This window comes from Streptomyces flavovariabilis, from assembly GCF_000725785.1.
GTDB lineage: Bacteria > Actinomycetota > Actinomycetes > Streptomycetales > Streptomycetaceae > Streptomyces > Streptomyces hawaiiensis.
Genome location: NZ_JNXD01000013.1, coordinates 135176 through 147580 on the forward strand (window position 1 = coordinate 135176; position 12405 = coordinate 147580).

Annotated in this window: 12 protein-coding genes; 6 read left to right on the forward strand and 6 right to left on the reverse strand. The window is 70.6% G+C overall.

Features of this window, described 5'->3' with window-relative positions; translation table 11 throughout:
• The first annotated feature begins 51 nt into the window (after positions 1-51).
• Positions 52-543, forward strand: coding sequence for a hypothetical protein (locus IO24_RS0123865; protein WP_031138642.1), 492 nt, complete (start codon positions 52-54; stop codon positions 541-543).
• Between the two features lie 138 nt (positions 544-681).
• Positions 682-1374, forward strand: a complete 693-nt coding sequence (locus tag IO24_RS0123870) for an LPXTG cell wall anchor domain-containing protein (protein ID WP_031138645.1) — start codon at positions 682-684, stop codon at positions 1372-1374.
• A gap of 63 nt (positions 1375-1437) precedes the next feature.
• Here IO24_RS0123870 and ppc read toward each other — a convergent pair whose 3' ends face one another.
• A complete protein-coding gene (gene ppc / locus IO24_RS0123875) occupies positions 1438-4170 on the reverse strand; it encodes a phosphoenolpyruvate carboxylase (RefSeq protein ID WP_031138646.1) in 2733 nt (910 codons plus the stop codon).
• A gap of 295 nt (positions 4171-4465) precedes the next feature.
• On the opposite strand from ppc, the gene IO24_RS0123880 reads away from it, so the two are divergent.
• Positions 4466-5479 (forward strand): acyl-CoA desaturase, encoded by a 1014-nt coding sequence (locus IO24_RS0123880; RefSeq protein ID WP_031138648.1) that lies wholly within the window; start codon positions 4466-4468, stop codon positions 5477-5479.
• Positions 5476-6153, forward strand: coding sequence for a TetR/AcrR family transcriptional regulator (locus IO24_RS0123885; RefSeq protein ID WP_031138650.1), 678 nt, complete (start codon positions 5476-5478; stop codon positions 6151-6153). Before IO24_RS0123880 ends, IO24_RS0123885 begins: the two co-directional genes overlap by 4 nt.
• Positions 6154-6186: 33 nt before the next feature.
• Here the strand turns inward: IO24_RS0123885 and IO24_RS0123890 are convergent, their stop codons facing one another.
• The gene (locus IO24_RS0123890) at positions 6187-7005 is read right to left on the reverse strand and encodes a trans-aconitate 2-methyltransferase (RefSeq protein ID WP_031138652.1); all 819 of its coding nucleotides are present in this window, start codon (positions 7003-7005) and stop codon (positions 6187-6189) included.
• 127 nt (positions 7006-7132) lie between these two features.
• Here IO24_RS0123890 and tamR point away from each other — a divergent pair, with 127 nt between their 5' ends.
• Complete coding sequence (gene tamR / locus IO24_RS0123895) at positions 7133-7630, forward strand: MarR family transcriptional regulator TamR (RefSeq protein WP_031138654.1); 498 nt, start codon at positions 7133-7135, stop codon at positions 7628-7630.
• Here the strand turns inward: tamR and IO24_RS0123900 are convergent.
• Positions 7589-8356 (reverse strand): LuxR C-terminal-related transcriptional regulator, encoded by a 768-nt coding sequence (locus IO24_RS0123900; protein ID WP_031117914.1) that lies wholly within the window; start codon positions 8354-8356, stop codon positions 7589-7591. The genes tamR and IO24_RS0123900 overlap by 42 nt on opposite strands.
• A gap of 266 nt (positions 8357-8622) precedes the next feature.
• On the opposite strand from IO24_RS0123900, the gene IO24_RS0123905 reads away from it, so the two are divergent.
• A complete protein-coding gene (locus IO24_RS0123905; RefSeq protein ID WP_199808845.1) occupies positions 8623-9126 on the forward strand; it encodes a GNAT family N-acetyltransferase in 504 nt (167 codons plus the stop codon).
• A 28-nt stretch (positions 9127-9154) separates the two neighbouring features.
• Here IO24_RS0123905 and galK read toward each other — a convergent pair whose 3' ends face one another.
• Genes galK through galT form a run of 3 tightly spaced genes read right to left on the reverse strand, consistent with a single transcriptional unit; the run spans position 9155 to position 12335 of the window.
• Positions 9155-10309 (reverse strand): galactokinase, encoded by a 1155-nt coding sequence (galK, locus tag IO24_RS0123910; protein WP_031138660.1) that lies wholly within the window; start codon positions 10307-10309, stop codon positions 9155-9157.
• The gene (galE, locus tag IO24_RS0123915; RefSeq protein ID WP_031138662.1) at positions 10309-11277 is read right to left on the reverse strand and encodes a UDP-glucose 4-epimerase GalE; all 969 of its coding nucleotides are present in this window, start codon (positions 11275-11277) and stop codon (positions 10309-10311) included. The genes galK and galE overlap by 1 nt, the downstream gene beginning before the upstream one ends.
• Entirely contained in the window at positions 11274-12335 is a 1062-nt protein-coding gene (galT, locus tag IO24_RS0123920; protein WP_031138664.1) for a galactose-1-phosphate uridylyltransferase, read from the reverse strand. The genes galE and galT overlap by 4 nt, the downstream gene beginning before the upstream one ends.
• Between the last annotated feature and the right edge of the window lie 70 nt (positions 12336-12405).

The window sequence follows — 12405 nt, forward strand, 5'->3', positions numbered from 1 at the left end:
GTCCCCCGCCGAAGTTGACGGGCCGTTCAGGCATGGCCAATGATCCCGGCCATGCCTGCCACTGCCGCCTCCTCTCGTCAGGCCTCGGCCGCCATGTTGCGGTTCGGGCGGTTCGCGGCGATGGGGACGGTGGTGGTGCTGATCCTGATCGCGGGTGTGTGGGCGTCGTGGGGTACGGCGCAGCACGTGATGCTGACGAAGGGCCGGGAGCGGGGCACGGTCGATGTGACGCGGTGCGGCCCGGAGGCGTGCTGGGGCCGGTACACGCCGTTGTCGGAGGGTTCGCAGCCGCGGGCGCGGGTGGTGCTGGAGAAGTCGGTCGCGGTGGAGAGGGGCCGGACCTACACGGTGGTCCTGAAGCCCGGTAGTGATGACGCGGTGCGTTCGGGTCCGGCGGGTGTGCTGTACGCGTGGATTCCGCTGGGTGGTGCGTTGTTGCTGGCGTCGGTCGTGGTGGCGGGTGGTCTGCTGCGGACGCGGGCGGCGTGGGTGATGGCGTTGTCGGGTGTGGCGTTGCTGACGGCGGCATTCGTGACCGTCTGAGGGTTTGGGGCGTTCTCTCCTTCGGTGGATGGGGCGAGCGTTGTGTGTTCGTGATTGACGTGCCGACGGGCGAGGCTGGAAGCTGAGCCGCCCCCTCCACATCTTCCCGGTCACCTCTCGAAGATGGACTACCTGCCCATGCGAACCCTCTCTCGTTTCGGCGCTGTCTGCGCCGCCGCTTCCGCGGTCCTTCTGCTCGCTCCTGCCGCCCACGCCACGCCTCCCGGTGACAACGGCACGGTGAAGATCCATGACGCCTCGACGGGTGAGGAGCTGCGCCGCAACGAGCCGCATGTGTGCACGTTCTACCTGGATGCCTTCGGTTTCGACGGTGGTCAGCAGGTCGACTGGCACATCGACGCGATCCCCCCGAGTGAGAACAAGGGGGAGACGGTGGAGTCCGGTGCGCTGACGCTGGACGCCCAGGGTCACGGCCGCAGCGAGGACCTGTCGCTGCCCGACGGGCACTACAAGCTGTTCTGGAACTTCGAGGGCGAGAAGGGCTCAGCCAAGCACAAGGTGTTCTGGACGGACTGCGAGGACGAGCAGGAGCCGGGTGGTGCGACGCCGTCCGGGTCGGCTTCGCCGTCGTCCTCGTCGGGGGCGTCCGAGGCGCCGTCGGGTGAGCCGGGTGCGTCGGCGTCCCCGAGTTCGTCGGTGGGCGGGGGTGTGCCGGCGTCCTCGTCGCCGTCCCCGCAGGGCGGTACGGACGGTGACCTCGCCGAGACGGGCAACGGGGCCCCGGTGGGTGTGCTGTCGGGTGTCGCGGCTGCGCTGGTGGCGGCGGGCGGTTTCCTGGTGCTCCGGCGCCGGCGGGCCGGCCGCGGCTGACGTACGAACGACCGTGCCCCCGAGCCTGTACGGGCTCGGGGGCACGGTCGTGTCCGGGGTGGTTCAGCCGGTGTTGCGCAGGCCGGCTGCCACGCCGTTGACGGTGAGGAGGAGGGCGCGGGCGAGGAGCGGGTCGGCCTGTTCGGCGGCGGCGGCCGCATCGCGCTGGCGCTTGAGCAGGGCGACCTGGAGGTAGGAGATGGGGTCGAGGTAGGCGTCGCGGATGGCGAAGGTCTGCTTCAGGACGGGTTCGCCGCCGAGGAGTTCGTCTTCGCCGGTGACGCGCAGGACTTCGCGGACGGTGAGTTCGTGTTCGGCCTTGATGGTGTCGAAGACGTGCTTGAGTTCGTCGGGGACGAGGGTGTCGACGTAGTGCTGGGCGATCCGCAGGTCGGTCTTGGCGAGGGTCATCTCTACGTTGGAGATGAAGTTGCGGAAGAAGTGCCACTGCTGGTGCATCTCGTCGAGGACGGTGTCGAGGCCGGCTTCGCGCAGGGCCTTGAGGCCGGAGCCGACGCCGAACCAGCCGGGGACGATCTGGCGGGACTGGGTCCAGCCGAACACCCAGGGGATGGCGCGCAGGCCGTCGAGGGAGACGCCGGAGCCGGGGCGGCGGGAGGGCCGGGAGCCCAGGTGCAGGTCGGCGAGCTGGTCCACCGGCGTCGACGCGAGGAAGTACGTCGGCAGGTCGGGGTCCTCGACGAGGCGGCGGTAGGCGGCGTGGGCGGCGTCGGAGACGACGTCCATGGCGGCGTCCCAGCGGGCGAGGGCCTCGTCGGACTGGCGGGGTGCGGTGTGCAGGGCGGAGGCCTGGAGGGTGGCGGCGACGGTGAGTTCGAGGTTCTCCCGGGCCAGGGACGGGATGAGGTACTTGTCGGAGATGACCTCGCCCTGTTCGGTGACCTTGATCTCGCCTTCGAGGGTGCCCCAGGGCTGGGCGAGGATGGCGTCGTGGGTGGGGCCGCCGCCGCGGCCGACGGTGCCGCCGCGGCCGTGGAAGAGGCGCAGGCGTACGCCGTAGCGGTGGGCGACGTCGCGCAGGCGGCGCTGGGCGCGGTGGATCTCCCACTGGCTGGTGGTGATGCCGCCGAACTTGGAGGAGTCGGAGTAGCCGAGCATGACCTCCTGGACGTCGCCGCGCAGGGCGACGAGGCGTCGGTAGGAGGGGTCGGAGAGCATGTCCTCGAGGATGGTGTCGGCGGCCTTGAGCTCGTCGGTGGTTTCGAGCAGCGGCACGATGCCGATCTTGGCCCAGCCGGCGTGCAGGTCGACGAGGCCGGCTTCGCGGGCGAGGACGGCGGCGGCGAAGACGTCGTCGGCGCCCCGGCACATGGAGATGATGTAGGACTCGATGACCTCGGGTCCGAAGACCTCCAGGGCGCGCTTGACGGTGCCGAAGACGCCGAAGGTCTTCTCGCCGGGGGCGTCGACGGGTGCCGGGGTGGGGGCGAGGGGCCTTCGGGACCTGAGTTCCTTGGCGAGGAGCTTGGCGCGGTAGTCGCGGGGCATGTCGGCGTAGCGCCAGGATTCCTCGCCGAGCCGGTCGAAGAGCTGGCCGAGGGCGTGGTGGTGGGCGTCGGCGTGTTCGCGGACGTCCATGGTGGCGAGCTGGAGGCCGAAGGCGGCGAGGGTGCGGATGGTGCGGGCGAGGCGGCCGTCGGCGAAGAGGCCGCCGCGGTGCTCGCGCAGGGAGGCCTGGATGATCCGCAGGTCGGCGAGGAGCTCGCCGGTGCCGAGGTAGTCGCGGCCCGTCACGCGCGGGGTGCCCTCGGCGAGGCGCTTCTTGGTGTTCTCCAGCTTCTGCCGGATGCAGGTGGCCTTGAGCCGGTAGGGCTCTTCCGCGTTGAGGCGCTTGTAGCGGGGGCTGATCTCGGGAAGGTTTTCCAGGTCGGCCTGGAGGGAGGTCAGCAGTTCCTCGGTGGCGCCGGCGTAGCGGATGGAGTTGGACAGGAAGCCGCGGAGTTCGTCGATCGTCTCCAGGGCGTCGTTGATGCCGTGCTCGTGCTGGAGGATGAGGACGTCCCAGGTCACCTGGGGGGTGACGTTGGGGTTGCCGTCGCGGTCGCCGCCGATCCAGGTGCCGAAGGTGAGGGGGCGGGTGTCGTCGGGGAGCTTGACCCCGGCCCGTTCCAGTTCGGCGGTCAGGTCCTCCAGGACGTCGCCGACGGCGCCTGCGTGGAGTTCGTCGAGGTAGTAGATGGCGTTGCGGGCCTCGTCGGCGGGTTCGGGGCGGACGACGCGCAGTTCGTCGGTCTGCCAGACGAGGTCGATGTTCTCGGCGAGGCGGATGTCGAGGCGGCGCCGGTCGGAGTCGATGACCGGGGTTTCCAGGAGCGCGGCGATGCGCCGGAGCTTGTTCAGGACGGACCGGCGTGCGGCTTCGGTGGGGTGGGCCGTGAAGACGGGGCGCACGTTGAGGTTGCGGACCGTTTCGCGCAGGTGCTCGGGGTCGGCGTCCTTGAGCCGGTCGGCCGTACGGGCGAGGAGTCCGCCTTCGGCGGCGCGGCGGGCGCGCAGCTCGCGGCCGCGGTGGACCTGCTCGGTGACGTTGGCCAGGTGGAAGTAGGTGGAGAAGGCGCGGACCAGCTTGGCCGCGGTGTCGAGTTCGGTGCCGCGCAGCAGTTCGGCGGCGGCCTCGCCGTCCTCACGGGTGAGGCGGCGGACCTTCTCGACGAGTTCCAGCAGCTCGGGGCCCTCTTGGCGGACGAGGGTCTCGCCGAGGAGGTCGCCCAGGCGGCGGATGTCGGCGCGCAGCTCGCTGCTCGTCGTGGTGGTCTGGTCGTCGGCACTGCTCACAGGTGCGGCTCCTTGCAGTGTTGAAGCTCGTCTGGGAGGGGAACCCGGACGGCGTCTCGCGGCGGCCGGGGGCCGCAAACGGATCGGACATCCGGGAGGAAATCAGAGCGGACCGCGCTGTCCGACCGACTCCAGGATAGGTGTCGGCCGGGACGCGCAGGCTCGCGGGCTCTTGCCGCCGGGCGACGCACTGACATACTTACGATGCCGTAGGTTACGGTCCCGTAGGAAGCAGGTCACGGTTGCCGTGCCCCGGCCGATCCTTCTCCATCCACATACCCCCCAGGGGACGCGTATGACCAGTAGTTCCGACGTGATCGAGGACGCACCGAAGGCGCCCGGTCAGGCCACCGATGCCGCACCCGCCACGCTGGGCGGCGAGAAGAAGCGGTCCATCGAGCAGATCGCCCTCCTGCTTTTCATCACCGTTCCGTTCGTCGCGCTGCTGGCGGCCGTGCCGCTGGCGTGGGGCTGGGGGGTGAGCTGGCTGGACCTCGGTCTGCTGGTCTTCTTCTACTACCTGGGGTGCCACGGCATCACGATCGGTTTCCACCGTCACTTCACGCACGGTTCCTTCAAGGCCAAGCGGCCGCTGAAGATCGCGCTGGCGATCGCGGGCTCGATGGCGGTGGAGGGTCCGCTGGTGCGCTGGGTGGCCGATCACCGCAAGCACCACAAGTTCTCCGACGCGGAGGGTGATCCGCATTCGCCGTGGCGGTTCGGTGAGACCCTTCCGGCCCTGATGAAGGGCCTGTGGTGGGCGCACATCGGATGGATGTTCGATGAGGAGCAGACGTCGCAGGAGAAGTACGCCCCGGATCTGATCAAGGACAAGACGCTCCGCAGCATCTCCCGCCAGTTCGTCCTGTGGACGGTGCTGTCGCTGGCCCTGCCGCCGCTGATCGGCGGTCTGGTCACGATGTCCTGGTGGGGCGCGTTCACCGCGTTCTTCTGGGGTTCGCTCGTGCGGGTGGCCCTGCTGCACCACGTGACCTGGTCGATCAACTCGATCTGCCACGCGGTCGGCAAGCGCCCCTTCAAGTCGCGTGACCGCTCGGGCAACGTGTGGTGGCTGGCGGTCCTGTCCTGCGGTGAGTCCTGGCACAACCTGCACCACGCCGACCCGACCTCGGCGCGGCACGGGGTGATGCGCGGCCAGCTGGATTCGTCCGCCCGGCTGATCCGCTGGTTCGAGATGGCGGGCTGGGCGTACGACGTGCGCTGGCCGTCACGCTCCCGTATCGATTCGCGCCGTGACACCGGGGAAGGCGGCTCCCCGCGCGGGAAGGAGTCCGTCGAGGCGGCATGATGGTCGCTGTGGCGACCGATTCGAGCAGCAACCCCAGCAATGACAAGCCGCGGCGAGCGCGTCGCACCCGGATGACCGGTGCCGAGCGCCGTCAGCAGCTGCTGGAGATCGGTCGCACGCTCTTCGCGGCGAAGGGTTTCGAGGGCACGTCGGTGGAGGAGATCGCGGCGAAGGCCGGGGTCTCCAAGCCGGTGGTGTACGAGCACTTCGGCGGCAAGGAAGGGCTGTACGCGGTCGTGGTGGACCGTGAGATGCGGCGCCTGCTGGACATGGTGACCAGCTCGCTCACGGCCGGTCACCCCCGCGAACTGTGCGAACAGGCGGCGTTCGCCCTGCTGGACTACATCGAGGAGTACACGGACGGGTTCCGCATCCTGGTCCGTGACTCCCCCATCCCCCAGTCGACGGGTACCTTCGCCTCGCTGATCTCGGACATCGCCACCCAGGTGGAGGACATCCTGGGCCGCGAGTTCAAGAGCCGCGGCTTCGACCCGAAGCTGGCGCCGCTGTACGCCCAGGCCCTGGTCGGCATGGTCGCCCTGACCGGCCAGTGGTGGCTGGACGTCCGCAGGCCGAAGAAGGCCGAGGTGGCCGCGCACCTGGTGAACCTGGCGTGGCACGGCCTGGACGGGATAGAGGCCAAGCCGCACCTGATAGGGCGCCGCAAGGCGTAGAGGGGTGCGAGCCGGGCCCGGCCGAGTGCGTGATCATCCGCTCTGCTTCCGGGCCACGGCGAACAGCCGGCGGAACGGGAAGGGCGTGCCGTGCGGGCCGGCCGGACAGGCCTCGCGCAGGGCCGCCCGGTACTCGGCGACGCAGGCCTGCCGCGCCTCGGGCTCGTCGGCGAGCGCGGTCAGCACGGGCCGCAGGCCGGTCCCCTTCACCCAGTCGAGCACCGGGTCCTCACCCTGGAGCAGGTGGATGTACGTCGTCTCCCACACGTCGGCCGCGCAGCCGAGGGACGTCAGCCGCTCGAGGTAGGCCTGGGGTCCGAGGACGGCGTCGGCGTGGCGCAGGGTGCCGGCGAGCCGGCCGCGCCAGCGCGGTGCACCGGCGAGTTCGCGCATGAGCCGGTGGCTGGGGGCGTCGAAGTTGCCCGGTACCTGGAAGGCGAGGGTGCCGCCGGGTTTCAGCCCGGCCACCCAGTCGGCGAACCGCTCCACGTGTCCGGGTACCCACTGCAGCGTGGCGTTGCTGACGATCAGGTCGTACGGCTCGTCCGGCGTCCACGTCCGCACGTCGGCGTGGGCGAAGTCCAGGCGCCCGCCCCCCGCGGTCGGCCCCTCGTGATCGACGTGTGCCTTGTCGAGCATCTCGGGCGAGTTGTCGTAGCCGGTGATCCGGGCGGTGGGCCAGCGGGCGGCGAGCAGCGTGGTGACGTTGCCGGGGCCGCAGCCGAGGTCGGCGATGCGGGGCGGCCCGGTGGGCGGGTCGGGGACGCGGGCGAGGAGGTCGGTGAAGGGCCGGGCACGGTGATCGGCGTGACGGAGGTACTGGGCGGGGTCCCAGGTGGGGGCGGCGGGCATGGGTCCTCCTGGTGTCCTGGTGATGTCCGTACGGGGCGCACACCCAGCGTGATCCCCGCAGTATCTCGATGTCAAGAAACTGGACGTCAAGAGACTCTACGTCGACACAACCACTACACTGATCGTCATGGAGGACGAGGTCGATCGGCTGGTCGCAGCATGGCGCCGGGAGCGCCCGGACCTCGACGTGGAACCGCTCGAGGTGCTCAGCCGTGTGAGCAGACTGGCCCGGCATCTGGACCGGGCCCGGCGGCTGGCGTTCTCGGAGCACCACCTGGAGCCGTGGGAGTTCGACGTCCTGACGGCCCTGCGCCGCGCGGGCACGCCGTACCAGCTCTCGCCGGGACAACTCCTCACCCAGACCCTGGTCACCTCGGGCACGATGACGAACCGCATCGACCGCCTGGCGAAGAAGGGCCTGGTGGAACGGCTCCCCGACCCCAGTGACCGCCGAGGCGTCCTGGTCCGGCTGACGGACGAGGGCCGGGACCGCGCCGACCAGGCCCTGGCGGGTCTGCTGGACCAGGAGCGCGCGATCCTCGCGGAGCTCTCCCGGGCCCAGCGCGGCGATCTGGCGGCGCTGCTACGCCAGCTGACCGCCCCGTTCGACAACATCCCCGGCTAGGTCCACGGGCCCGACCCCGGCCCGCCGCGCCAGGGCGACGGCGGCGAGGGTGGAATGCACCCCGAGCTTGCCGAGAACGTTCTGCATATGGGTCCGCACGGTGTGCGGCGACAGATACAGGCGCTCGGCGACGGCCTTGCGCCCCAGTCCCGCCACCATGCACCGCAGCACTTCCCGCTCACGCGGAGTGAGGGACTCCACCAGCCGCTCGCTTTCGGTGCGGTGCTTGCGGGCGGCGGTGAGCTCCCGCAGCACACCCGTCAGCAGGGCGGGCGGCAGATGCGTCTCGTCCCGCAGCACGCCCCGGATGACCGTGAGGAGCCGCGACAGCGAGCAGTCCTTCGCCACCCAGCCGGAGGCCCCGGCCTGCAGGGCGAGCGCCGCCCGCCGCGGATCATCCTTCTCGGCGAGCACGACGATCCGTACGTTCGGCTGCGCCGAGCGCACCCCCGTGACGAGGGAGATCCCGTCGACGAGCCCGTCCTCGTTGCCCTCCTGCACGGGTACGGCCGGGCGGGCGCCCGGCACCTTGCCGCCCAGGTCGGCGTCCACGAGCAGCACGTCGAACCGCCGCCCCTCGGCGACCGCCCGCTCCAGGCTGCGCAGCGCGGCCGGACCGCTGCCGGCCGCCGAGACGTCGACATCGGGCTCGGCGGCCAGGGCCGCCGCGAGTGACTCGGCGAAGATGCGATGGTCGTCGACGACCAGGACTCGGATGCGAACCACGAAACCCCCTTCCCCGAGCTCCCGAAGAGCAGGGGATACCCATCCTCGGAGGATGACACCGCGCGGGTACGACGCCGGAGTGGTCCGGATCCGCTGCGTCCGACCGCACGGCCGCCGCCGTGCAGTAACCGCTACCCCCACCCCGGGCGTCGTACCCGGATGTCCGCCCCCTGATCGGCACCGGCCCCCACCGGTGCTGTTCATCAGGGTACGGACGGGGGCCCGGAGCGGAAGGTTATTTGCAGAACTGACTGTCCGGCGCGTTTATGGTGTGCCGCATGTTCCGTCTTGAGACAGAAGTCGACAAGGCCCGACGTGATCTGCTCCGCGCACGCCTGCGGGACGCGAACAGGGCCGCCTCTCCCGTCCTGCGCGCCCTGCGCGGAACCCCGGACGAAAGGGACGTCCCCTTGCATGTGTGGGCTGTGAACGACAGGGACGACGACCTCGCCGGCGGCCTGGTCGGGCACACCTGGGCGACCTGGCTCCACGTGACCTACCTCTGGGTCGACGAACGCCACCGCGGCAGGGGCCTGGGCGCACGGCTGCTCGCGCAGGCGGAACACCTCGCGACAACGTCCCGCGGATGCCGCTCGGCCCGCCTGGAGACCTGGGACTTCCAGGCGCCGAGGTTCTACGAGAAGCAGGGCTACGAGGTGGTGTGCGTGGTGCCGGACTATCCGCCGGGGATCACGGAGTACACGCTGACGAAGAGGCTCGGCCCAGACGGCCGTCGGCTGCTCGCAGGTCGCCGGCGCCCTCGCCGGTGAGGGGGAGGGCGCCGTTCGTCCGGGCGGGTCAGCTCACCCGGAGCGCACCCGCCGACGGGACCGCTTCGAAGACGCGGGGCGCTGTGAAGCCCTCCGTGGCGAAGGCCTCTGTCACCGCCTTGGTGATGGCGTCCACGTCCGGCTCCTCCGCGAGGACGATCGCCGAGCCGCCGAAGCCGCCGCCCGTCATGCGGGCGCCCAGGGCGCCGGAGGCCAGGGCCGTGTCGACGACCAGGTCCAGCTCGGGACAGGAGATGCGGAAGTCGTCGCGGAGCGAGGCGTGGCCCTCGACGAGGACCGGGCCGATCGCGCGGGTCTCGCCCGACTCCAGGAGGGAGACGACCCGTTCGACGCGCTCGTTCTCCGTGACGATGTGGCGGACCAGGCGGCGGACCTCCTCCTCGTCGCCCAGGCGGGCCAGGGCCGCGTCCAGGCCGGCGTAGGGGACGTCCCGGAGCGCGTCGACGCCCAGCAGGGCCGCGCCCTTCTCGCAGCCGGCGCGGCGCTTGCCGTACTCGCCCTCGCTGTGGGAGTGCTTGACCTGCGTGTCGACGACCAGGAGGCGCATGCCCTCGGCCGCCAGGTCGAAGGGGATCTGACGCTGGGACAGGTCGCGCGTGTCGAGGAACAGGGCGTGGCCGGCCTCGCAGCAGGCCGACGCCGTCTGGTCCATGATGCCGACCGGGGCGCCGACGTAGACGTTCTCCGCGCGCTGGCACAGGCGGGCCAGTTGCCAGCGCTTCAGGCCCAGTTCGTACAGGTCGTCGAGGGCCAGCGCGACCACGATCTCCAGCGCCGCCGACGACGACAGGCCCGCGCCGGAGGGGACCGTCGAGGCGAGGTGGATGTCCGCGCCGGTGACCGGGTGACCGGCCTCGCGCAGCGCCCACAGGACACCCGACGGGTACGCCGTCCAGTTCCGGTCCGTTTCCGGCGCCAGCTCGTCGACGCGCAGCTCGACGACCCCGCCCTCGACGTCCGCCGAGTGCAGGCGCAGCACGCCGTCCGCGCGCCGGGAGACGGCCGCCACGGCGGTGTGCGGCAGCGCGAAGGGCATCACGAAGCCGTCGTTGTAGTCGGTGTGCTCACCGATGAGGTTGACGCGGCCCGGGGCCGCCCAGACACCCTCGGGGGCGGCTCCGTACAGCTCTTCGAAACCGTCCCGCACCTGCTGTGCGCCCACTACTGCTCCCTTGCGATGTTCTGTGCGAAGTCCCACGCGTCCGCGACGATCCCCGCGAGGTCCGCTCGGGACGGGTTCCAGCCCAGCTTCTCGCGGGCCGTGGCGGCCGACGCCACCAGGACCGCCGGGTCGCCGCCCCGGCGGGGGGCGACCACTTCCGGGATCGGGTGGCCGGTCACCTTGCGGACCGTTTCGATGACCTCGCGGACCGAGAAACCGTTGCCGTTGCCGAGGTTGCAGATCAGGTGCTCGCCGGGGGCGGCGGCCGTCAGGGCCAGCAGATGGGCCTTGGCCAGGTCCGCGACGTGGATGTAGTCGCGCACGCAGGTGCCGTCCGGCGTCGGGTAGTCGTCGCCGAAGACCGAGATCGCCTCGCGCCTGCCCTGCGCGACCTGGAGGACCAGCGGGATCAGGTGGGACTCGGGGTCGTGGCGCTCGCCGTACTCGCCGTACGCGCCCGCGACGTTGAAGTAGCGCAGCGAGACCGCGCCCAGGCCGTGCGCCGCGGCCTCGCCCGTGATCATGTGGTCGACCGCGAGCTTCGAGGCGCCGTAGGGGTTGGTCGGGGACGTGGGCGCCGACTCGACGATCGGGACCTGCTCCGGTTCGCCGTACGTGGCCGCCGTGGAGGAGAAGACGAGCTTGCGGACGCCCGCCTCACGCATCGCGGCCAGCAGCGCCATGGTGCCGGCGACGTTGTTGTCCCAGTACTTCTCCGGCTTCACGACCGACTCGCCGACCTGCGAGAACGCGGCGAAGTGCAGCACGCCGTCGAAGGAGGAGTCCAGCCACTTGGCGGCGTCGCGGATGTCCCCCTCGACGAACGACGCGCCCGCCGGGACGCCCTCGCGAAAGCCCGTGGAGAGGTTGTCGAGGACGACGACCTCGTGACCGGCCTCCAGCAGGTGCTGCGCGACCACGCTGCCGACGTATCCCGCGCCGCCCGTCACCAGGTACTTCCCGCTCATGAACTCGCTACCTCTCGCAGTCGCTCGGCCGCGCGCTCCGGCGGCACGTCGTTGATGAACACGTTCATGCCGGACTCGGAACCCGCGAGAAACTTCAGTTTGCCGGAAGTGCGGCGGATGGTGAAAAGCTCGAGGTGGAGCGCGAAGTCCTCGCGCACGACACCGTCGAACTCCTCCAGCGCGCCGAACGGGGCTTGGTGCCAGGCCGCAATGTACGGCGTCGGAGACTCACTTTCCCTGAAGATCCGGTCGAATCGCCTCAAGAGTTCCAGATAGACCTGGGGGAACTCTGTGCGAGCGCCCTCGTCCAGCCCGAGAAGATCGGGCACGCGGCGCTTGGGATACAGGTGGACCTCGTACGGCCAGTGCGCCGCGTACGGCACGAAGGCCACCCAGTGTTCACCCTCCAGGACGACCCGCTCACCGGCGAGTTCACGCTCCAGGACGGCGTCGAAGAGGTTCTCCCCGCCGGTCATCTCCTTGTGGGCCGCGACCGAGCGGAGCATCAGGGCGGTGCGGGGCGTGGTGAAGGGGTAGGCGTAGATCTGCCCGTGCGGATGACCGAGGGTCACGCCGATCTCGGCGCCCCGGTTCTCGAAGCAGAACACCTGCTCGACGGAGGGGAGATGGGACAGCTCCGACGTGCGGTCCGTCCACGCCTCCAGCACCAGGCCCGCCTGCTCCTCGGTGAGCTCACCGAAGGACGCGTTGTGGTCGGAGGTGAAGCAGACGACCTCGCAGCGGCCCGAGTCGCCGGCGAGCGAGGGGAACCGGTTCTCGAAGACGACGACGTCGTACGACGAGTCCGGGATCTCGCTCAGGCGATCGCCCGCCGACGGGCACAGCGGGCACTCGTCGGCCGGCGGGTGGTAGGTGCGGCCCTGGCGGTGCGAGGCGATGGCGACGGAGTCGCCGAGCAGGGGGTCGCGGCGGACCTCGGACGTGGTGACGGTGCGGTCCAGCGGGCGGCGGTCGGCCGCGTCCCGCACGGTGTCGTCACGCAGGTCGTAGTAGATGAGCTCGCGGCCGTCGGCCAGCCGGGTCGAGGTCTTCTTCACGCCGGACTCCTCATCCATCAAACATAACTCAACATATAAAAACACAACTCACCACACCCGTCAACATCAC